The following is a 23,741-nucleotide window of genomic DNA, read 5'->3' as shown; positions in this document are numbered from 1 at the left end:
TTTTATGAAAAATCGAATCAGATTTTTATCAGCGGGATTCAGCATATTGATTTTTGTGTTGGCTCTGCTTTTTGCTTCATGTTCGGATATAGTTCAAGGCGATTCTGGAGATGAAAACATTTCTTCATCAGAAGCAAGTGTTTCTTTCAGAATCACCTCAAAATTCGCTGCAAATTCAAGAACGGCTTTGCCAAGCATTGATTTTACTCAGTATCTTTATGAGATTAAGGCAAAAAATTCAAAATCAGGGGCAGAAAAATCTCTGGCACAAAATCTTAATGTAGATGATTTGAGCAGCCAGAAATTTGCAATGACCCGTTCAAAATGGATTTTCTATATTCTTGCCTATGCGATAAACGAAAGTGGCGAGCCCGAGGAGGAATCTGTCTTTGAAGGCGAAAGTGAAGAAATTGACCTTGCAAACTCTGCTACCGCTACAGTCACCATGCCTCTCAGAGCAAGCACTATCGGTTTCGGAAGTGTGCGGATTCCTCTCAAATATGCTGCAAGTGGCGTTGCAAAAGTAACCTGCGGACTTTACACAAGCGCAACAGGTGGTGAGCTTGTTGATGGAAAAGAATTAGTGACTTTTGAAGGTTCAGAAATAACAAAGGGCGATGATGGATTTTATTCTCTGGTTTTTGAAGATAATGAAGTTCCGAGTGGCAGCCTCGTTTATGCACGCTTTGTCCTTTATGATAAAAATGATATCGCTGTCGGATATTACACGGAGGCGGTTTATGTTGCAAAAGACAAGCTGAGTGAACCGGAAATATTTGTTAAAAATGAAGATGGAACTTACCAAAAAGATGAAAACGGCAATCCTGTAAAAGATACATCTGGAAATGCATCTGTTGAAGTTGAGCCAAACCTTTTCCCTGCAAGCGTCACTGCCCAAAAGGACAAGAAGGTTTTCGCCGAGACTACCGTAAAAGAAGACGAAACTGAAAAAACTGTAGTCTACGAGTTGAATGATGAAGATGGTGACGGAATTTATGATACAGTCCTTCCACCGGGTAATTACACTATCAAAGTAGGTGAACTTACTGACACCGCAGAAACTGCAAAACAGGTCGAAGATTCAACCCTTGATGTAAGCACAAAGGGCGGAAGCGTTGCTGCAGAAAAACTAAATGAAGTCACGCTGTCTGGTCAGGCAAAAACTGGCACTACAATCACGGCAAAGGCAATTTCCTCAAAGAATGTTGATATTTCTGATTCTGTTAAATGGCAATGGTACAGAGATAACGAAGCAATTGAGGGCGCAACTCAAAACACTTACAAAGTCACTCCAGAAGATGTCGGCAAAGTCTTAAAGGCCGTTGCAAGTCAGGATGACAAGGGCAAGACCAAAACAAAAGATGGAACTTCCGAGAAGGTTGAAAAGGGAAGCCTTGCCAGCAAGGATTTCACGATAAGCTATGATGGAAAAGAGTTCTCAGTTGCGGACGGAAAAGCAAGTCCAAAAGACGGAAAATTGATTTTCACAAAGGGGTCTGATTCTTTAACTGTCGAGAGCGCAAAATTAAGCTCAGGCACTCTCAAAGATCAGAGCGGAAACGAAATCACTCCAGAAAAAGTCACATTCGTGAACTCTGAGGGCAAAGAAATTTCTTCAGATACTTTGGATTCTTCAAAGACCCTCACGGTCAAGATTGAGGCACAAGGCTATGAGCCAGAACTGATAACGCTCTATGTCACGGTTAAAGCTGGTGCTTTGAGCCCAGAACCAAAACTCAGCACGGATATTGAAAATCTTCATCATGGAGACATTGCATTTGCAGAGCCGATTCCTGATGGTGCTGAATATTCAACTGACGGCGGCAAAACATGGACTGATTTGAGCACAAATTCTTTCGCTCCTCCGGCAAACGAAACTGATAAAATCCTCGTAAGGACAAAAGCTGTGGGCGAAGAGGGCAAAGACGGCTATATTGCTCCAAGTGATGCAAAAGAAATTTCTTTCTCATCTGAAAATAAAGGAGAAAAGGTCGTTGAAATCAAAGAAGACGGCATTACGCTGAATGGTGCTTCAAAAGAAGATGAAGTTCTTTCTGTAAAAGTCATTGGCGAAGATGAAAGTGACCTCACGGATAGCTCTCTGATTGAATATCAGTGGTATGCGGCAGATGACGCTACTAGCGAAGGAAGCCCAATCGAAGGAGCTACCGGAAAAGACTTCACTCCGGGCGAAAACGAAGTCGGCAAAATCCTTTATGTTAAAGTCACTTATACAAATCCAAAGTCGCAAGATTTAACAGTAAAAGATTCTCCTCGCACAGAAAAGATTGTTGCTGTAAAAGTAAAAACTCCGACAGAGGCCGAAATTCCTTCGTTTGCAGAGGACAAGTCAAAAGTCCAGGAGGGAAAAGTTCAGTTCAAAGTCACGGATGAACAGACAGGCAAGTACGAATATTCAACAGATGGCGGCGAAACTTGGAAGCCACTTACAGATGAGGCAATTACAGTTGACGGCGACTCAATTCTCGTGCGTGCGGCAGCCCAGGGCACAGAAGGCGGGGAAGGTTATCTTGCTCCGTCAAATCCTGTAACAATTTCTGTAAAGGAGCAGAAAGGAACCTTCACTTTGGATGATCTCACGACTGAATATGACGGCGGCGCTCTTTCTGGCGACAAACCTCTTGCATCAAAAGTCTTGCTCAAATATGCAGACGGAAGCTCACCTGATTCAGAAAGCGGATTCACGGTCACATTCAAAGAAGATAAGGCAATCACGGAATCTTCAAATGTGGCTATAACAATCAGCAAAGAAGGATTTGAGCCTTATGAAGCAAGCGTTTACGTTCCTGTTAAGGCAAAAGAGCCGCAGGAAAGCGAAATTCCTGTACTGAGCACGGATAAAGGCAACATCAGCGGCGGCTGCCTCAAATTCGAGCCAACCGAAGCACAGACAGGCAAATTTGAATATTCAACAGACGGCGGAACTACATGGAAAACGCTTACAAATGAAGAATTCGATGCTCCTGAATCTCCGAACAAACTTCTTGTACGTTCTAAAGAGCAGGGAACTTCCGGCCAGCCTGGATATATCGCACCTTCTGACGCTGTTGAAGTCGCTTATAGTGATAACATCGGTCAGAAACCTGTGATTACAGTAAAAGTCAGTTTGGGCGGTGATATTGAAGTTAAAGAGGCTGAGCCTGACTCAAATATAGTTCTCACGGCGGCAGACGGATATTCATCTTACGAATGGAAGATTGACGGAAAATCACTCACTTCTTCTACCACATGGGCTACGGCTTCGGGTGGCACTCTTAAATTGTCTAAGAACGACATGAAAACGGGTAGCTACACAATCACTGTCGTGGGCAAGAAGAACGGTATTGATTACAACACAAGCATCACTGTAACTAAGGAATAAGGAGAAGTAGGGTATGAAAAGAAAGATAACTACAAGCTGCTTTGCTTTTATGACCGCACTTGTTGCTTTGCTTGCATTCTCCTGCAGCAATATGAATGGAAGTTCGGGTGATTCCGAAAATTCCATCGACAACAAAGCATATATTTCTCTCAGCGTAAAAAATGAAGTGGTACGAACAGCCCTTCCTTCTTACGAACTTTCTGAATTCAATAAATTTGAGCTTTTTGGAAAGTTTGGCACTGGCGCAGAATCTTCTATTAAATCATGGGAATCTGATGCAACGGCAAACAAGACAGCCTATGATTTGATGAAGGACGCGAAAATTCAAATTGAAGTGGGCGAGTGGACTTTCCGCTTAAAGGCAACGGAAGCGAGCGGCACTGCTTACGAAGGCTTTGTCACAAAAACTCTTTCGCTTGGAGCAAACGATATTGAGTTCAAAATTGATTTGATTACGATTCCTGAAAGCGGAAAAGGCAATCTCTCAGTAGGCATAAGCGTTACACCTCCGGGCGAACTTAGCGTTGTAAAAGCCGCTTTATACAAAAATGACGAGACTGGCACTCTTGTACAAAACGAATCGCCAATTACAGGAGGCTCGGCAAGTTTTGAAAATCTCGACGCTGGAAGCTACAAGGTTGTGTTCAATTTTTATGATGAAAACGGATTGCTTTTGGGAACTTGCCCGGAATATGCGATTGTCGTTCCAGGCAAAACAAGTTCTTCAAGCGTGGAATTGAAAAGCCTCGACAGCACTTATACAATCACTTACCACTACGGCGAGACTTCAACAACGGAAAAATACACCCGCCATACAAAAGTCGTTCTTCCAAATATTGAATCACCGGCTGTTTCAAAAGAAGGATACGAATTCTGCGGCTGGTTCGCAACCAATGCGGATGCCCAGGGATATACAGCCACAGCAATTACAGAAATCCCTGAGAACACAGTGGGCGCGCAGAAATTCTACGCAAAATACATGAGCCTTGCTGATGTTACTCCAATCAAGAGCGTAAAAATCGAGGGCGATGTCAAAGTCGGAAAGAAAGTAAAAGCCGTGCCATATACAAAAGAAGGTGAGACCACCGAAAATGACAAATTTACAGGTGAAGTTGCATCTTACAAATGGTACCGAGGAAAAGATTCTGACGACGACGGCACTATTTCTGATTCAGAATGGACTTTAATCGCTGGTGCTACGGAATCTGAATACCAGCTTGCCCAAGAAGATGCAGAAGATAACGGTCAAAAAATCCGTGTGGAAGTTATTCAGAAATACACGGTACAGAAAGATGAGGCAAAGAAAATCAATGTCGTTAAGACTGACAATAATCCGGTTTCTTCGGAAACAAAGGATGTTGCAAAGGGAAGTTTGAAAGAAGAGGAAATAAAAGAACTGATTAAAACCCTCACTATTCTCTACGATGGAAACACAGCCGAATCTCACAATTTTCCTGCGATAATCGGTTCAACTTTGTATAACACAAAAGTTTCTGTAAGTCCTGCAAGCGGAACGGTAAAAGACAGTGAAGAAAACGATGTTACGGTTTCTGTTGCCGTTTCTCTTGTTGAAAATCAGACTGCTCCAAATTCTTCAGATTATGTTCCTGTCAAAATCAAAGTGACTGCAAAAGGCTACGGGGATGTTGAAATTAGTCTTGGTGGAACTGGCGAAGAAGCAAGTCCGCTTTTCGTTTATGTGAAGCGACCTCCTGTGGAAAGCACAGAGATTCCAACGCTTGTGGAAGAGACTCCAAATCCAACAATTACTGGCGGATATGTAAAATTCACTTCTCCTGTCACAGAAGGACTGGAATACACGGTAACTGATTCAAGTGCAACGGCTCCTGCTAGTGGTGCAAGCTGGAACAAACTCACTGACGCTGAGTTTAAAAATGGTGAAAATGAGTTTGCTGGCGGTGAAAAAATCTTTATCCGAAGAGCTGGTGCTGCTGGCGAGGCAGACGGAAAGGAAAATCCTGTCGGTTATATCGAACCTTCTGTGATTTATTCCAATGCGATTTCTGTAGCTTCAGAAAACGTCGGTAAAAAGAATGCGCTTAAGATTGTCAGCGTTAAGTTTGAGTCTCAAAGTGACATCAAAATCACTCAGAGTGGAACAGAAATCACTCAGAGTGGAACAGGAAAGTCAATCACGCTCACCGTTGAGAATGCTCCTGAAGGCGCAGTTTTTGAATGGAAGACGGAAGCCGAAATCTTTGGCTATACAAACAATCCGCTCACGATAGGTGCAAATGGCAGCTCGGCAACTGTAACAATTGCTGACAATGCTCTTCCGGGCGTTTATGGAATTGTTGTTACGGCTTCAAAGGATTCGATAACTTATTCTTCGACGGTGTACATCACTGTGGGAACAAACTAAGAGAGAGGAGAAACGGCTATGAAAAACAAACTGAATAAATATTTCTTAGTAATAATCACGGCTTTTGCCCTTCTGTTTTCTTCTTGCTCGGACTTTTTCGGTTCTGATTCAAAAGAAGACGAGGTTGCAACAATTAGAATTTCTCTGGATGAAAATGCAAGAACTGCACTTCCTTCTTTTGAGAAAACCGAAGAGGTTAAGAAATTCAAACTCATATATCAGAAGGGGAGTGAAAGTGCACTAACAGAATCATGGGAAAGCGAGACAACGGAAGGTGGAAAAACTGCATACGAACTGATGACCGCTGATAACAGTATCATGGTTGAACAGGGAACTTCTTATAGTTTTACGCTTAAAGCATATTTTGATTCTGAGGAAGGAAGTGGTTGCTATTCTGGCTCTACGATTGATGCTGAAGGTAACATTTTGCATTCAATTGAAATGCACTTTGGGGCAAATGAAATCAGATTCAAGCTTTCGCTCGCCGAACTTGATCCAGCTATTACTGGCAAAGGCAATCTTTCTCTCACAGTAAAAGATTCTGGTAATTCGTTGAAAAAGATTGAGGCGATTGTTTACAAGAGAGATGATTCAGTTTTTGTAGAGCAAACGGCAGATAACAAAACGGGCAGTAATGCCATTTCTTTTACAGCGGGCGAAGCCGGAACAAAAATCGAATGGGCTGACCTTGATGTGGGCTATTACAAGATTCTTCTCAAATTCTACGATGCGAATGGCGTTCAGACTGGCTACAACGTTCAGTATGCAACGATTGTAAAAGGCGGAACGAGCAGAAATATAGAAGAAATTGATGCAAAAGACAGCAAGAATAAGGTTTATGAGATTACTTATGCAGAGAAAGGAAAAGACTATGTAAATGAAGCCAATGAAATTTCTTGGAATCTGCCTGACACTGCGACTTCATATGGAACTTATTCCCGATTCAGCAATATCACTCTTCCAGTGGCTGTTGCTGTGGATAATCTTTTTTTGGGATGGTATTCGGACGGAACGAAAATCACCAAAATCGATAACGGAACAAAAGCAGAAAATCTTTCACTCACTCCAAAGTTCATCAGCAAGAAGGAAATGCCAGAGCTTACATCGGTAGAAATTACTGACAGCACTGGTGGCTCGGCAAAGGTCGGTGACAAACTGACTGCGAATCTTAAAGCTGGCACTGAAACTTTTGAAGGAAGTGTTTCTTATGAGTGGTATCGCGGAAATGAAGAGATCTCTGGTGCGACAAGCAAAGAGTACGTGCTTACAAAAGATGATGTGACAAACGGAGAAGGAAACAATAAGATTTCCGTTAAAGTTACTCAAAAGTACACAGTCACAGAAGAATCCACAGGGCTTTATTCTGTATCAGAAATACCGCGAACAGTTGAACCTACAAGTTCTGTCACAGTAACAACTGGAACTTTGAGCGGCACTATTTCTGATTCGCTCAAATACAATGACGGAACTTCTGTTCTCATTGATGATGATTTGTCGCTTACAAACCAGACTGCTACATTGACTGACCAGGCTGGAAATCAAATCACTGTAAATCTCAATTTTGCTACTGGCGCAAAAGCACCGTCAACTTCTGGTTACATGAACTTGATTGCTTCTGCGGACGGTTACGATAACAAAGAGCTTTCTAATGCAATCTTCGTAACTGTAAAGGCAAATCCACCTTCAACAAGTGGCTTGCTCAGCACAGACAAACCTAATATTCCAAAGGGAAGTATCGCATTTACTGCTGAAAACCCAACACTTGAATACACAACGCCAGGAGGTGTTGAAACTGCACCTGGTACAGATTCAACCTGGAGCAATATAACAACAACCGCCTTTACACAACCTGGCGCACTTTGGGTTCGCGTAAAAGAAATTGCAGGAACAGCAGATGATACTGGCAACAAAGTCGGATTTGTTGAAAAGTCAGAACCAGCACAAGTTACTATTGCTGCTGAAAACCAAGGAACTCTCGTCATAATCAATGGCGTTTCATTCGGTGATACAGCACTCAAATTCGGCAACACTATTACTGCAACAGTCTCGTATACAGAAGTTAATCATACTCACGATGTTTCAGTTGACGGAACACTTTCTTATAAGTGGTTCTACGGCTCTGGCGACACCTGGACGGAGATTTCTGGTGCAACGGGTTCTTCTTACACAATCGGAACTACCGATGCAATCGGAAAGAATTTGAAGGTTGAGGTTAATCAGGCTCATCCGAACGGTAAGAATTATCCTGTCTCTAATTCAACTTCTGGCACGGTTGAAAAAGGCACTCTCACTTCAAGTGGAACGCTCACATATTCTGTTACAGCTGTTCTCGGTGGCACTCTTGATGCAACCAAACTTGGCGGACTTACATACACTAATCAGGCAGGAACTTCCGTATCGGCAAGTCTTTCATTTGAAAATACGACAGTTCCAAGCGGAGCAAGTTCAGTTTCCGTAAAGGCAAGTCGTGCTGGCTACAATGATTTGAGTCTTTCGGTTTCAATCAGCGTTATGTCGCCTGTTCCGTCTGGAGTCGAAACTTATTTGAGCACAAGTCAGGGTGACATTCCTCTCGGATATTTGAAATTCACGGATACAGCCGCAAATGCACACCTTCAGTATTCAACGGCAGCTACAGCTCCAACAGAAAATTCTGGTTGGACGGATGCTGCTACAGGAACAGAGATTCAAAAACCAGACCACTTGTATTTGCGAATAAAATCATATGGGGGTACTGCTGGCACAATCCTTGCTTCGGCCGCTTCTGCTGACTTGGCAGGAAGTTTGACTGATTACGTTGGAACTCGCAGCGTTGTAATCAAGGACGTTGCTGCTCAAACTCCTGCCATAACTTTCGACAACAATGATGTTACGCTAACGGCTTCTGGTAAAACTCTCACTGCAAATGTACCAACAGGCGTAACAATCTCTGATTGGGAAATCCCGGGTGAAGAACTTACTGATGAAAATGCGATTGCAACTGTTTCGTCAGACAAAACAAGCCTTACATTCAAAGACAGTGCACCAGCTGGTGTTTATCAGGTGATTCTTTGGGCAAGTCGTGAATCGAACACGCTTTCTGCGATATATTCCGTCAAAATCGGAAGCGGCAACTAGAGGAGGTGAATTATGAAAGCAAGAATAAATAGATTTTTACTTGGTGTACCGTTGATGCTTTCTCTGCTTGTGACTTCTTGTAACAATTTTGGCGAGGAGTCCAGCAATGAAGAAAAGAATACTGTCTCTGTGCCTACAATTGTCGTGTCTGTTGTTGATGAAAAAGCACGAACGGCTTTCCCGGAAATGGATACTTCTAAAATCACTGAGTATCATTTGACAGGAACTAGATCGACTTCCGGGGCGGTTATTAATTCAATCGATAAAACCTGGGCGAAGGACGGAACAACTTCTGCATATGAGAAAATGACCTCAGATTCCCTTGCAATTTCTGCTGGTGAATGGAACTTCACTCTGACAGGCAAAGTGAAAGAAGGTGAGGTTGAGCTTGCAAGTTATGAAGGCACACTTACAAAGACAATCGGCTCTGGCGAAAACTCTCTTCAATTCAAACTTCTTCTTCAAGATGTAAATGTCGGTACTGGTGCGGGCACGGGAACGCTCGAAATTGCTATTGAACTAAAAGATGCGGCCAGCACTCAGGTTCAAGCAATCACCGGAACTCTGTTGAAATCCTCTGATAGAAGCTCGGCAGGATTTCCGATTGCTTCTTACAATGTAACAAACTCTACCCCAACTTATACATATTCGGTATCAAGTGTTCCAGCCGGTGTTTATATCGCGCAGATTGATTTTTATGGCGACACAAACAAAGAGGCTCTTTTGGGAACGTGGCTCGAAGCCGTAAACATCAACTCGCTTGGTGCAAAAGCTTCTATTTCTATCAGCGATGTTGACAGTATTTATAGCATTACTTACACGGCTGGTGTGCTTGGTGAAAGCTCTATCCTTGGAGGTTCGTCATTAACCTCAAACCCTAACCCGACTCAGTTCACAAGACGAAATGAAGTTAGTCTCACCGCCCCGACAATGACCGGCTACAAATTCATCAAATGGGTTGATATTTCTTCAGATTCGACAAGTGTTACTGGCGATGCGTTCATTAATACTTCGGCAATCACAGGAATCCCAAAGAAAACTGTCGGAAATAAGACTTTCTGTGCGGTTTTCATAAAAGATGAGGATGCCGCTGATATTACAGAAGTTGCAATCACAGGCTTGGACGAAGGCGGAAAAGCAAAAGTTGGAAGCACAATCACTGCGACTGCAAAAACTTCTGACGGAAACTTTGCCGGTGCTGTTTCAAAATGGATTTGGTACTACGTTGACGGTAGCGCGGAAAAAGAAATCACAACTGTTTCAACAGGTTGCACGGCTACAAGTACATACACCGTTGAACCGAAATACTACGGAAAGAAGATTAAAGCTCGCGTTGTACCAAAATATGATGCAAGAAATTTAAGTTCTGGCTCTGTTGTTTTGAACAATTCAGCTTCGGATTATGTTCATACGGACAGTGAAGAAAAAGAAATCTCACAAGGAACTCTTGATGCAGGTGATGTTGTGCTTAAATACACCGAAACGCCCGTGCGTGGAACTGAACTTGAAAATCATTTTGCAATAAAAACTGGAACTCTTAAAGATTCTACAGTCGGAACATGGACTTTGCCGAATGGTGAAAACTACAAGGTTACTGTAACTTACAATGATACAAAGGATGCGCCTGATGTTTCTTCTGGAGAGGTTTCTAGCATTTCTGTAAAATTTGATGTCACTGTAAAAGATGTTGGCGGAACTTTTGTTGATGCATACGAAACTTTGAGCACAACAAAAAATGTATTCGTCAATGTTCAGTACGAGGCAAATACTTCGAATCTTGCTACGTCACCAGCTCTCGATAAGGCGAACGACTACGCAATCACTTACCGAAAACTCAAATTCACCTCTAGTTCCACAAGTTTGACTTCTAAAGGACAGAGTGCAACGATGCAGTATAGATTTGGCACTTCTGGAACCTGGAATGATATTTCGGATTCTGAATTTGATGGCTTTACGGCAGGTCAAGACATTGTGATTCAGCTTCGATACAAGGCCACCGGCATGGCAGATACAGCCGGCTACATTAAGGAATCTGACGCATTTGATTTGGAAACAATCACTTGGACCGAAGCTTCTAACAAAGACAATACAACTTCTGGTCTCGGAAAGAAAATCGTGCTGGATAAGGTTGAGATTTCTGGGAACGCAAATGTCTGTGGCACTCTCACGGCAACTGCAAAACCAACATTTACAAATTCTGAGGGCATAGACTTTACCGCAGACGGCTACGGCACAATCACTTGGAATTGGTATGCTGGCGACTCAGAGATTACATCAGCACGAGAAGAATCTACTCACAGTAAAACTTCAAGCCTTACAATCAACGAGGATTTGCGCACAACTTGTTACAATAAAACCATAAAGGCCGAAGCTGTCTACACTTACTCAAAGGTAACTCCTGCAGCAACTATCACAAAATCTGCTACAAGCTCATCAATTGGAGCGGGTGGTGTAATCAGTAGTTCTGGAATAAGTCTTACTTATACAGAAGGAAAGGTTCTTGCAGATACAGTTCTTGATGGCAGCAAAGTTTCTGCAACAGGTTCATTTGTGAATGCTTTGAACGAGACCGTGACAATAGCAGATAAAAATCCTAGTTTTAATTTTGATGGCGCAACGGCTCCTTCTTCAAGCGGAAACGTAAATGTCAAAGTTACCGTAAATGGCTATGACACGATGACAGTTCCAGTAAAAATCGACGTCAAGGCGGCTGCACCAAGTATCGGTGGCGGCGGAGAAGGCGGCGGTGGTGGCTCTGGTTCGTCTGCTGCAAATACACTTCTCAAAGAAGATGTAGAATATATTCCATACGGCCATATCAAGTTTGATGATACCTTCACTGATAGGAGCATCAATGATGGCTTTGGCCCGTCTCTTGCATTCTATGAGTACACCGCAGACGGTTCTGAGGCGGAGCACTGGTATCCGATTATTCCTCAGAATGATAAGCCGGATTCTTTGGGTGAATACGTCAGAAACAAGGGTGATGGAAGGCTTTTTGCACCAAATGGTGGATCAGAGCAAACGATTCGTATTCGTTACAGAAAGCGTGCTTTCAAAACTGGTGGCACTGGAATTGGCTTTTATGCATTCTATGATGTCAATAAAAATCTTTGGGTGTCTCACGTTGGTGAAAAGATTGGGGATGGCTATACAACGGATGAAGCTCTTCTTGAATCTGGTTTAGGCTATTCTGGAATTACAGAGGCTTCTGATTCGATACCTGTTTATTTGACAGATCATGTCGGCAAATACAGCGGAAAGATTACAGACATCACAGTAAACAACGACAGTGAACTAAAACTTACCGTCAGCGGAAAGACTGTGACTGCATCAAGAGAGGCTGGTTTAACAGGCTTCACATATCAGTGGTATCTCGACGGTGAAATTGTTTCAAATGCGACTGCAAACAGCTTCACTCTTCCTGATACATACAGGCTCCATGACAAATATGTAATTCGTCTTGAGGCAAAAGATGGCAATGGTCAAATTTATACCGCAACTGCAACAGTGACAGTTGGTAATTAAGGAGATTTAGACTATGAAAAAGATAAACAAATATTTTTTGGCACTAATCACGGCTTTTTCTCTGATTCTTTCATCATGTGGCGATCTTTCAGATGATTCTGGGGAAAAGACAGTTCAGAAGGAAAAATCTCCTTTCGGTGGAATCAGCTGCATCAAGGTTCTTTTGGATTCGGCTTCTGTTGAAGAGGCACGAACGGCTTTCCCGGACTTTACGACTGAGAATGCTTCTGACAAAGAATCTCGTTATGCTGGGTTTACTCAGTTTTATCTGGAAGGCACTAGAAATAGCTCAAAAGTCTCAAAAACATGGACGCAAACAGAAGAGAACGGAACTGTCACTAAAACAGCATATCGAGCTTTGCTGGATGACCAGTATATTCCGCTCACATATCCTCCAATGGAACCGCCTGAAACTTGGGAATTTACCCTCAAAGGCTACTACGGTGGAACTTTTGACACAGACGGAAATCTCGAAGATGGTAGTTTTATCCTGTTTGAGGGCAAAAAAACGATTACGACTGCTGAAGTTGGCGAGGTTAATGAAGTTTCTTTCGAACTCAGCCGTACAAGCAAGTATGTCTTTGATGTGAACAAAACCGGTAGTCTTGCTATAACTCTAAACTGTGGAGAATCTAACGGAGTTTCGACAATCAAAGCAAAACTCTATAAAGCTGGTGATACGGAAAATCCTGCACAGCTTAAAGATGAATCAACACTTGTATACGCCACAGAAAAAGAATACAAAGTAGCCGACCTTCCGGAAGGCCAGTATTACGCAGATTTTGAACTTTATGGAAAAGATTCTGCCAACAGGGAAATCTTCATCTGCTCGACAAGGGAATATGCGTATGTCATTAACAATCTTGCCAGCAAATCAACACTCAATATTGACCCGAACGGAACATTTACTATCAGCTATAAATATAACGATGGCACTTCCGATGTTGATTTTGCTTCTCTCTTTGCCAGTGGTTACAACGCACCTTCGCACTATACACGTTTGAGCAGCGAGACTACTTTGCCAGTTACAGGTGATTTTGATTCAGAAAATGATTTCATCAAAAATCACATTTTCCTTGGCTGGTACGAGACAAGTGACACTTCTTTTGCAAACAGAATCACAAAAATTGAACAAAAATCAAGAGTCGGAAATCTTGACTTGAAGGCAAGATTCGTTCATAAAAACGAAGTTCCGACAGTTCTGGGTGTTAAATTCACTTATGATGATGGAGTAACTGCCGACGAAACTGAACATCCTCTCAGCGGACTTTTGAAGGTTGGCCACAAAATCACTGCAACTCCTTACTATAATGATGACTCTTCTGATGTGCCGTTCCTCGGAACAATCGCAAGCTGGAAGTGGTATTACGGAGAAGGTGAGAGCTGGACAGAAATCCCTGCAACTGATGTTACAATCGATACAGATGCAAGCAATGCTGACTCAACGCCTGCAAGTTCTTCAATCTGGCTCAAACCAACCTATGCAAAAAAGAAAATCAAGGTTGAGGTCGTGCAAAAATACACGATTACAGCGAATGCTCAAACATCCGGTGTCTATGATATTGAGACGAATTCAACTGAAAAATCTACAGAAGCCGGAACGGTTGCAAAAGGAACTCTTTTTGTAAAAGATGCCTTTAAACTTCAATACAACAAAAGTATTGCTGTTTTATGTGGTTATGCTTTAAGTAATGATGTATTGAATCAGGACGTTAATAACGTTGTAAAAACTAATGTCTGCGATGATAATAATCAATCTTCCGATAGCTGGACTCTTAGTGGTCTTGGAATTACTCCAACTCTTGCCTTTGCAGAAGGTGTAACGCTTGTAGCTCCAGATGAAGAAACAGGTTCTAAATGTTATGATGTTGTTCTTAAAGCAGATGGCTATGAAGATTTATCTCTGACTGGAGTTAATGGAGCCTATATTTCTGTAAAATACAAGAAACCTACAAAAGAAGTTCTTCCAATTATTCTCTGGGGAAAAGCAAATCTTGGTGGGGTAGCAGAAGATAAGATTCTTGATTGTATTGATAAGGGTAAGGTTGCCTTTATGAAAACAGAAGTTTCTACTTATCATAATACAACCATCTTCAATAAAACGCTAACTCCGACGGCATGTGCCACTCCAGAAACAATGGCTGCAACTGGCAGTAAATGTCAGATTGTTTCATCAGACTTACAACTTGGTATAAACAATAATGGGGTTAATAATACTAATACTAATGCTAAAGGTTATAATATTGGATATATCGCAGATTCTGAAACATACGTTCCAACTGAGTCTGATCTTGTAGGCTATATCGGTACCCGCGAGATGATTTCTAAGATTGCATTAGTCAGAGACAGACAGGTTGGTAAAGCCATTTCATTTAAGATGCTTGATTCAAGCGAAAAGCAGATTACACAATATACAGACATATGTTGGATTGTGGAGTTTTTGGGAGCTGGAGTATATAACTCTACAGGTGCAACTTCAGAATCTCATACCGTAAAACAGGCAGACTGGGGTGAAAATGGAAAAGGTAGAGTAACTGCTTACAGAGACTATCCTTATATTGGCAGAAAAACAATTGAGCTCGGTAGCTTTGACCTTCAAGCCGGTGAAATGACTCAACCACGTTTCAGCTATGCAGGTCCTGCCAAAAAATCAGGTGATTCTGTAACAATGTCTGAGCTTAATCCAAGCACCTTTACTACAAATACAGATTCAAACAACGGGGCGCAAATCAATTGTCGCGTTTCTTCAATTACAAAAGTTTCTGCAGAAGATGGTGCTTCAACCGGTAGTGTAGAAGTTACAGTTTCAGCAACAGGATATGATTCAAAAACAGTAACTGTTACCGGAATCCCAATTAAACCAAATCCTCCTGCTGTTGGTAAAAACCAAGAGGTAACTGTTACAGACCCTGTTACTGGTGCACAAACAACCGTTACGCTCAAAACTAATTCTCTTAAGGAAGGAGATGACCGTAAAACTGTAAGTATCGGTCATGTAGCATTCAATGCAACACTGGCTCCAACTCATGCTTATGAGTTTACACGTACATATTTTGAATCTCTGAAAGACTACTATGAGAGTATGACTATGGACCAGTTAAATGCTGTTTATATTACAAAAACGGCGGAAGATGAAGATACCAGAACTCAAACTTTAATAGACAATATTCAGCAGGAATTTGACCGCTGCCTCGAAACAGGCTGGCATTCAATTCCTGTGGATACAAACGGAGACGGCTGTTTTGAAAAACCTCTTGTAAGCGAGTATTATACTACAAGCATTGGTCAGAGTCAGTTTATTTCCCTCAGATCAAAGATGAAAGGCCTTGTTGATGGCTTGTATGAAAATATCGTTTATTACGACACTGGTACAAACACCTGGCATACTCCAAGTTTTACTGACTTATACACCGCAACAGAATTTTCAAACGACGGAACTAAATGTACTGTAAAAGATTCTGATGGCCGCGTGTATACAGTCAACATTACGCAGCATGCTTCTGAAGTCGTAGATGTTCCTTATAGCAGCTTCGACAACGACGGTATCCGTGGTATCAAAAATGCTATTGTAACCGTAGAAAAGGCTGATTTAAAGCTTTCGGGCGCAAGGTCTGGTGGTACAGTCACATTCAAACTTGCGGAAGATCTTACTAAGAATTTTACAATCACTCGCTGGAAGGTTGACGGAATGAGCGTTGCAAACTTCAAGAAGGCTGAGGGCATTTCAACTGGTGTTGTTGAAGTTCTCGGAAGTCCAGGAACAGAAGCAAAACTTGAGTTCACTCTTTCGGATTTGAAAGACGGCACATACCAGATTACTGCTTACGGTACTGATGAATACGGCATTGAACATATCGGTGGCGCAAGTATTGTTGTGAGCAACTAAGAGGGAGGTAAATTATGAAAGCTAAATTGAAGAAAAATATACTGTTTTTGATTTCAACATTCGTATTGCTCTTCGCTTCGTGCACGGATTTTAATGCCGGTGGAGACGATTCCGAAAAGGTTGATTTTGGAGAAGGTTACGGCTCAATTCGAATCTCTCTCGATGACAATGCCCGCACGGCATATCCTCTCATCAATAATTATGATGAATGGACATGGACACTCAAAGGTACAACTAACTCTCCATCTGCCACAGATGCAAACTGGGTCACAATAAAAACCTGGGAAGCCGGAACAGGTGCTGGTATTCTAAGTAAGCTCAACACAGAATCTATTGGTGTTCGCTACGGAAGATGGCATATGGTTTTGTCAGCCGAAAAAATCGTCACTGTGGGTGATGGAAACGGTGGTACAGAAAAAAAGACCGTCACAAAATATTCTGCAACCGGAAGAGATGATGATTCTGGTGAAACAGACAAAACTACAATTGTAATTGAAAATGCTGCAGCAAGCGTAGATGTAAAATTCCATCTTGTTCTCACAGAAATTGATACAGATGTGGAAGGAACAGGTAATCTTTCAGTCATCGTGAACTACACATCTTCTGCTGTAAAGCGAATTGAAGGTGCGCTTTTCAAAGCTCCTGGTGAAGACGGTACTTTGGTTCCTGTTGAGGGAGAGGCATATTCTTTCAAGAGTTTTACAGGCAGTAAATATGAACTTTCTGATGTTCCTGCTGGAAAATACGTTGCGGCATTCAATTTTTACGATGCTCTTACAGGCGGAAACAAACTGAACGCAAATCCTTACGAAGAATATGTTTATATTGTAAAGGACAATACTTCTGAATCATCTGTATATGTTCAGAGTCTTGATGACGTTTATACAATAAGTTATATTCCGGCTCCATCTGTGAACGCAACAGGAAGTTTTACTCGCCATTCAGAAAAAATCACTCTTCCTGCCGCAAAAAAATCCGACGGCACAAATGAACTCGACTCTGATTCAAAACTTTTCTGCGGATGGTATGACAATTCCAGCTTCAGCGGAACTCCAGTCACAGAAATTCCTGCCGGAAGCCGTGGTCATAAAATTTTCTACGGAAAATACGTAAATGCTGGCGAAGCAGAGAGTTTGCCTGATTTGGTTTTGAATTATCAGGATACTGGAATTACAGATGAAGCAAAAAAGAACAGGCCTCAGATTGGAAACACTATCGTTTTAGGTACGGAAATAAAATCAACCTGTACTTATCAGTGGTATTCTATTGACGGTGAAACTGAATCTGATATCAGCGGGGCAACAACAAATTCTTACAAACTCACAAGCGACAAAATTGGCAAGAAAATCGGGCTTAGGGTTTCAAAAACTTATTCTGTAGCTGATGTTACGGAAGGAAGTCAGGTTATCTATCATACGGTTGCAGCTGGTAACGAAAATGCGTCTGCCGTGTTAATGTCTTCTGGTGAAGAAGCGGTTATTACACAAGGCACTCTTGATCTCGCCGGAATTAACATTCAGTACGGCGGAAAAGTAATTGCAGGAAACAAACCTAATAAATCAAGTCTGGTACTTTCTGGAATTCTCAAAGATATTTACGGAAATACAATCAGCAACACTTTGCTCAAAGGTGATTTCGAGGATTATTCGGCACTTTCTGCATCAAAGAAACTTAATGTAACAATCTCGGTAGACGGTTACACAATTGCAAGCGGCACAGACACAAGCGTTTATATTACTGTTCAGAAATCTGCTCCGACTGGTGTAGGCCTTAAAGACTCTACAGGGCTTGAAACCGGAAAAGTTGCTTTTAATGATGCAACTGTCGCAATGGCAGGATTACAATATTCTACTAATAGCGGCACAAGCTGGAATCTTGTCACAGCTGATTCATTTGCTGCATCATCTGGTTCTTCTATCCGATTGCGCTATGGAGAAAGTGGCACAGTAGGACAAGAAGGCTATACAATGGCTTCGGAATATATTGAGATTACAGTCCTTGCAAAGAATGTCGGCGGAAATACAGTTCCAACAACTGACAGGGTTGTGCTTAAGAGTGGTAAAAAGCTTAATGAGATATTTGCAACTTATTTGAAGAGAACTAAAATATTCAAATTTTCTACAGATACTCCTACAGGAGATACTTATACTATTTCTGATGAGTCTTCAACTGTCGAAGTTAAGGCATGGAGATCTGGAACTGGATTAAATGCAGCAATCACAATCAGTGCAGAAGGCTATACAGGACCAATTGTATTGAATGCAGACTGTTCTGAAATGTTTAAAGATCTTACTACTCTTACAGATATTGATTTGAGCAGGTTTACAACAAAAGATAGTAATGGCACTCCGGTTGTAACTAATATGGCTTCGATGTTTGCTGGATGTAAAAATCTTGATTCAATTAATTTCGGCGAGAATTTTGATACAAGCGCTGTAACAGACATGAGCAAAATGTTCTCTAAAGATGAAAGACTTGAAGATTTGGATTTGCAAGGCTTCAACACAGAATCTGTAGAAGATATGAGCGAAATGTTTACTGGCACCGCTATTGCTGAACTCGATTTGTCAAACTTTAAAACTTCGGCTCTTAAGAATATGAAAAACATGTTCGCTGAGTGCCCCGAACTTTCCAGTGTAAATTTCGGAGCTGATTTTGATACATCACATGTTACTGATATGAGCGGAGTATTCCAAAGCGTGTGGTATATTACCGAGCTTGATTTGAGCAAATTCGATACAAGCAGCGTTACAAGCATGGCCTCTATGTTCGAAGGTATGGAATCTCTCGAATTGCTTGATCTTTCAAGTTTCAAAACAAGTAGTGTCACAAATATGGCTTCTATGTTCAATTCTTGTCTTAACCTTACAAAGATTTATGTAGGACAGGGATGGAAAACAAGTGCCGTTACAGATTCAGGAACAGATATGTTCCGTTCTTGTGATAGGCTTACAGGTGGAAATGGCACAGTTTATACCAATACACATACTGATGTAACCTATGCCGTAATTGATACTCCAGAAACTCCGGGCTATCTTACAAAACTCGGCGACTGGGTTGACCCAGCCCCATAATCAAATCCTTTTTCTCCTTTTTTTCCCCCGGCGTGTAAATCGAAAGGTTTGCACGCCGTTTTTTATTTCCTACTTTCAAAATCTTCTATAATAAAGTAAAATGTTTACAGAGGTAAAAACTATGGACGGAAAAGAAGAGATTTTGGATTTGCTGCGTGAAAATGCGCGGCTCTCTGTTGAAGACATTTCGGCGATGACAAAAAAATCCGCCGATGAAGTTAAGGCGATTATCAAAGGCCTTGAAGACGAAGGAATCATCTTAAAATACGCCGCCATTGTAAACCCGGAAAAAGACATCAACACAAAGGACAAGGTCCGTGCTGAGATTGAGATTCAGTGCCAGCCTGAGCGTGAGCATGGATTTGACGCCCTTGCCGAGCGAATTTACCGCTTCCCGCAGGTCAAGTCGCTTTATCTGATGAGCGGTGGCTACGATTTGAAGGTCGTTATTGAAGGTGATGATTTGCGTGAAGTCGCGCTTTTTGTCGCCCAGAAGCTTTCAACTCTTGAAGGTGTGCGCTCTACAAAGACTCACTTCCTTCTCAAAACTTACAAAGAAAATGACGTTCTTTATGTTGAGGACGAATCAGACCGCCGTGAGGGAGTCATGGCTTAAGCCATTTTGGAGAATTAAATGAATACTAGAGAAGATAGATTATCAAAATCAATGCAGAATATTCCGCCGTCGGGCATCCGCAAGTTTTTTGAGATGCTGATTGGTCATGACGACGTAATTTCACTTTCAGTCGGTGAACCAGATTTCCCGACTCCCTGGGTAATCCGCGAGGAAGCATATTACCATCTTGAAAAAGGTCACACTTCATACACTTCAAACTGGGGCTTGATTGAGCTTCGTGAAGAAATCGCCAAATACATGGAGCGTTACAACCTTTACTACAACCCAAAGAACGAAATCCTGATTACAGTCGGTGCTTCTGAGGGCGTTGATGCCGTTTTGCGCGCAATCTTGAACCCTGGGGATGAAATCATCGTCGTTCAGCCTTGCTACGTAAACTACACTCCGCTTGCAGAATTGACCGGGGCAAAAGTCGTTCCAATCGATACAAGCGTAAACGGATTCTACCCGACTGCCGAGCAGATTGAAAAGGCAATCACACCAAAGACCAAGTGCGTCATGATGTGTTCGCCAAACAACCCGACCGGCACCATGATTCCAAAAGACGAGCTTGAAAAAATCGCAAAAGTCGTCGTCAAGAATCAAATCTGGTGTATCTCAGACGAAATTTACTGCGAGCTTGCCTACGACGGAGCAGAGCACGTTTCAGTCGGCTCTTTCCCTGGCATGAAGGACTACACAATTGTCCTCAACGGCTTCTCAAAATCTTTCGCAATGACTGGCTGGCGAATCGGCTACATTGCGGCTCCTTCAGAAGTCCTGGCTCAAATCGTAAAGCTCCACGGCTACAATACAATCTGTGCTCCGATTTTCAGTCAGTATGCGGCTGTCGAAGGCCTGCGCCACGGCTGGAAAGACGTTGAAAAAATGCGCGTAAGCTATCAGCAGAGGCGAAACCTCATGTACAAGGCTTTCTGCGATATGGGCCTTGAAGTTCCAGAGCCAACCGGTGCCTTCTACATGTTCCCGAGCATCAAAAATCTCGGTATTTCCAGCGAAGAATTTGCCACCCAACTTTTCCAGAAGCACAATGTTGCCGTAGTTCCAGGAAGCGTTTTCGGTCTGGGTGGCGAAGGTCACATCCGCTGTTGTTACGCAACCGCAATCGACAAAATGAAGACAGCTTTGGACAGAATCGCCGAATTCGTTGAAGAATTAAGGAAATAATAAGAATCTGCCGATAATAGACACGATATGAGTACTTTAATCGCTGTTGTCATCATAGCTGCTTTTGGCGCAATTATTCTCTCAGTTGCCACCCGCAAAAAGACGGGCAAAAAGGGCAAGCAGAAGTCTCGTGCCCAGATTTTAAAGGAATCTACTCGAAAACTCGCTCAGGACCCTCACAATCCTGACGCCCTCATGGCTTTGGGCGATTTATATTATAACGAGCGTGCCTGGGATAAGGCTTACCCGATTTACGAAACGCAGATGAGCATTGCGCCGGCCCATAAAGAAATCGACGTTTTCAAGGCTTCTCTCCGCCAGGGAATTTGTGCGGTCAAGCTTGATAAAATTGCCGAATCATTTAAGGGCTTGAGCACGGCGGTTCAGATTAATCCAAACGATTTTGAAGTCAACTATTATCTGGGTCTGGCTTTTTACAAAAACAACGAGTTTGACAAGGCTGTTCCACGCTTCAAAAGGGTCGTTGTCGTAAAGCCTGAGGCAACGGGAATCGCTTCTCCGCTCGGATTATCTCTTTATAAAGCAAAGCATTACAAAGAATCACTTCCATACCTCAAGCGGGCTCTGGACGAAAATCCTGAGAACAAAGAGGCTCTTTTTGCTATGGCCGACGGCATGAACGAAAGCGGCTACGGCGACAAGGCAATGAAAGTCTTCATGCACCTTCGTCCGGATCCGGAATTCGGCGCAAAGGCCTGTCTTGCGGCCGGCATGTATCATCTCAAGCAGGGTGAAGCTGACAAGGCTGTCCAGGATTTTGAAATCGGCCTCAAGCATCAGAATGCGGCTCCGGAAATTTCAATCGAAACCCGCTACCGTCTTGCCCTGGCTTACTTTGCCCAGAAGATAATCGGTAAGGGTATTGAGTATCTCCAGTCTATCCAGGCTGTCAATCCTCAGTACAAGGATGTTCCTCAGCTCCTTGCCCGCTATTCCGAGCTCAACCAGAACAAAAATTTGCAGACCTATCTCATGGCAAGTTCGAGCGACTATGTTGCCCTCTGCCGTAAAATCGTCCTCAAGTTTTATCAGAAGGCTGTCACAAAAATCGTTGACATTGCCGTTAAGCCGGAGAACATCGAGATTCTGGTCAGCGTTGAATTCGTCCGCTCCGAAGAAACTCATATTTTCAGATTCTACCGAACGACTGGTGCCGTTGCTGACTTGTATGTGCGTGAATTCCATGCGCGGGTCACAGAGGCAAAGGCCGACAAGGGCGTCTGTATTACAGCGGGTCTCTTTAGTGAGGAAGGCCGTAAATACGCAGAAGGCCGCCCTATCGATCTAGTCGACAAGAACGGCCTCATTAAGATTTTAAAGAAGATTGATTCCTAGGGCGCTACCGTCAGCCTTCGGCTGCCGGTCGGGCTTTTCGCCGTTACGCTATCGCTCCATTCGCTTCGCGAACAAGCGGCTACAATCCCTAGCGCAACTTTTCGATTTTTTCGTGCTGCTCGTCAAAAATCTCCATGATATGATCAATTACCTTCTGTTTTGGATCCTGCTCTTCTTTTGGAAGGGTCGCAAGGTAATCTTTTCTGAACTGCTTGCAGTCGATAACCGGGCTTGCTGTGAAAATCTGTACGTCCGGCGCAACCAAATCAGCCAGCATGTCATCCGGGTTGTTCATGTCGATTGTGAGTGCACTTCCGTTGATTGTTACCAAAATCATTACATCGAACATGCGAAGGTATGAATCGATTTCGCGAAGACCGCGTTTTGTCTCCGGGTGGCCCGGGCGGTAGCGGGTGCCGCTTGGGAATACGAGGATAACTTCTCCGTCACGCTTGCACTTGTCCATAGCCCTCATTGCAGCCAGGTTGATTGTGCGTGCGCGTTTTTCTTCTTCGATCCGCTCTTCTTCAGACTGAGCCTTTTCTTCGGCCTTGGTGAGTGAGCGGGTAGGGTAGATTACGACTCGGGTAAAGCTTTCTGCAAAGGCACGGACAAGGGGATTTGCTTCGTTGAGCTTCATTCCGGCGATTGCGACGATTCTCTTTGAAAGGTCTTTGCCTTCATCGCCCAGATCGTGCTCCAAAAGATAGCAGAGGGCCGGAAGGTCTGTGTTTGAATAATGCTCCATGAGAATAAGACCGTGCTTGCCGCCCTTTACTGCGTCCAGGAATGCACGGAAATTTTCTTTGCCTTCAAGACGGCTTCCTTCCGCCATATTGTCAGCGACCAGCATATCCATGAATTTGCGAGTCTGCGGGTTTTCCTTTTGATAAACATTTGTCTCGTCGATTTTTGCCGCTGCCACTGAAAGATTTGCGAGCGACTTGAACATGTCTGCGTATTTTTCGCGGATAGAAAGTGCCATAAATTCCTCTATAAGTGTGATTTTACCATTTTAAATCCTATATTGATTTTTAGCAAGAGATTGCGCTTTTCTGGCCGATTTGATATTATTTTAAAGATTTGGGGGCGTAGCTCATCTGGTAGAGCATTTGGTTCGCAATCAAAGGGTGGACGGTTCGAGTCCGTTCGTCTCCAATCCTTTAAGTCCTTGCACTGCAATGTTTTGCATCAAGGCGATTGTTCCTCTT

The 23,741-nt window shown here is 42.8% G+C and carries 10 protein-coding genes and 1 tRNA gene; 10 read left to right on the top strand and 1 reads right to left on the bottom strand.

The features are described from left to right. The first annotated feature begins 4 nt into the window (after positions 1 to 4). From HNP76_RS13390 to HNP76_RS13350, 9 genes are all read left to right on the top strand, one after another. Positions 5 to 3,382, top strand: a complete 3,378-nt coding sequence (locus HNP76_RS13390) for a hypothetical protein (RefSeq protein ID WP_184661395.1) — start codon at positions 5 to 7, stop codon at positions 3,380 to 3,382. 13 nt (positions 3,383 to 3,395) lie between these two features. Beyond that, complete coding sequence (locus HNP76_RS13385; RefSeq protein ID WP_184661394.1) at positions 3,396 to 5,765, top strand: InlB B-repeat-containing protein; 2,370 nt, start codon at positions 3,396 to 3,398, stop codon at positions 5,763 to 5,765. Between the two features lie 18 nt (positions 5,766 to 5,783). Beyond that, positions 5,784 to 8,882, top strand: a complete 3,099-nt coding sequence (locus tag HNP76_RS13380; protein ID WP_184661392.1) for a hypothetical protein — start codon at positions 5,784 to 5,786, stop codon at positions 8,880 to 8,882. Between the two features lie 12 nt (positions 8,883 to 8,894). Continuing rightward, positions 8,895 to 12,410 (top strand): hypothetical protein, encoded by a 3,516-nt coding sequence (locus HNP76_RS13375; RefSeq protein ID WP_184661390.1) that lies wholly within the window; start codon positions 8,895 to 8,897, stop codon positions 12,408 to 12,410. Between the two features lie 13 nt (positions 12,411 to 12,423). Beyond that, positions 12,424 to 16,296 carry a hypothetical protein gene (locus HNP76_RS13370; protein ID WP_184661388.1) on the top strand — a complete coding sequence of 1,291 codons (3,873 nt, stop codon included), beginning with the start codon at positions 12,424 to 12,426 and terminating at the stop codon, positions 16,294 to 16,296. A gap of 14 nt (positions 16,297 to 16,310) precedes the next feature. After that, complete coding sequence (locus HNP76_RS13365) at positions 16,311 to 19,370, top strand: BspA family leucine-rich repeat surface protein (protein WP_184661385.1); 3,060 nt, start codon at positions 16,311 to 16,313, stop codon at positions 19,368 to 19,370. 121 nt (positions 19,371 to 19,491) lie between these two features. After that, on the top strand, positions 19,492 to 19,986 hold the full coding sequence (locus HNP76_RS13360) for an Lrp/AsnC family transcriptional regulator (RefSeq protein WP_184661578.1): 495 nt from the start codon (positions 19,492 to 19,494) through the stop codon (positions 19,984 to 19,986). Between the two features lie 18 nt (positions 19,987 to 20,004). Further along, positions 20,005 to 21,174 carry a pyridoxal phosphate-dependent aminotransferase gene (locus HNP76_RS13355; protein WP_184661383.1) on the top strand — a complete coding sequence of 390 codons (1,170 nt, stop codon included), beginning with the start codon at positions 20,005 to 20,007 and terminating at the stop codon, positions 21,172 to 21,174. A 27-nt stretch (positions 21,175 to 21,201) separates the two neighbouring features. Then, positions 21,202 to 22,530: a tetratricopeptide repeat protein gene (locus HNP76_RS13350; protein WP_184661381.1), complete on the top strand. Its 1,329-nt coding sequence runs from the start codon at positions 21,202 to 21,204 to the stop codon at positions 22,528 to 22,530. Between the two features lie 88 nt (positions 22,531 to 22,618). Here the strand turns inward: HNP76_RS13350 and HNP76_RS13345 are convergent, their stop codons facing one another. Continuing rightward, positions 22,619 to 23,515: a 1-acyl-sn-glycerol-3-phosphate acyltransferase gene (locus HNP76_RS13345; protein WP_184661380.1), complete on the bottom strand. Its 897-nt coding sequence runs from the start codon at positions 23,513 to 23,515 to the stop codon at positions 22,619 to 22,621. Positions 23,516 to 23,615: 100 nt separating this feature from the next. Between HNP76_RS13345 and HNP76_RS13340 the strand changes: the two genes are divergently transcribed. Continuing rightward, positions 23,616 to 23,688: transfer RNA gene (locus HNP76_RS13340), tRNA-Ala, on the top strand. Positions 23,689 to 23,741 lie beyond the last annotated feature (53 nt).

This window comes from Treponema ruminis (genome assembly GCF_014201975.1).
GTDB classification, from domain to species: domain Bacteria; phylum Spirochaetota; class Spirochaetia; order Treponematales; family Treponemataceae; genus Treponema_D; species Treponema_D ruminis.
Note: the sequence above shows the minus strand (reverse complement) of the source record. Positions and strands in the feature narration are given on the sequence as shown.

Excerpts from the sequence above, each read along its gene's own strand:
- HNP76_RS13390 (WP_184661395.1), top strand. The coding sequence starts at position 5 with ATGAAAAATCGAATCAGATTTTTATCAGCGGGATTCAGCATATTGATT.
- HNP76_RS13385 (WP_184661394.1), top strand. The coding sequence starts at position 3,396 with ATGAAAAGAAAGATAACTACAAGCTGCTTTGCTTTTATGACCGCACTT.
- HNP76_RS13380 (WP_184661392.1), top strand. The coding sequence starts at position 5,784 with ATGAAAAACAAACTGAATAAATATTTCTTAGTAATAATCACGGCTTTT.
- HNP76_RS13375 (WP_184661390.1), top strand. The coding sequence starts at position 8,895 with ATGAAAGCAAGAATAAATAGATTTTTACTTGGTGTACCGTTGATGCTT.
- HNP76_RS13370 (WP_184661388.1), top strand. The coding sequence starts at position 12,424 with ATGAAAAAGATAAACAAATATTTTTTGGCACTAATCACGGCTTTTTCT.
- HNP76_RS13365 (WP_184661385.1), top strand. The coding sequence starts at position 16,311 with ATGAAAGCTAAATTGAAGAAAAATATACTGTTTTTGATTTCAACATTC.
- HNP76_RS13360 (WP_184661578.1), top strand. The coding sequence starts at position 19,492 with ATGGACGGAAAAGAAGAGATTTTGGATTTGCTGCGTGAAAATGCGCGG.
- HNP76_RS13355 (WP_184661383.1), top strand. The coding sequence starts at position 20,005 with ATGAATACTAGAGAAGATAGATTATCAAAATCAATGCAGAATATTCCG.
- HNP76_RS13350 (WP_184661381.1), top strand. The coding sequence starts at position 21,202 with ATGAGTACTTTAATCGCTGTTGTCATCATAGCTGCTTTTGGCGCAATT.
- HNP76_RS13345 (WP_184661380.1), bottom strand. The coding sequence starts at position 23,515 with ATGGCACTTTCTATCCGCGAAAAATACGCAGACATGTTCAAGTCGCTC.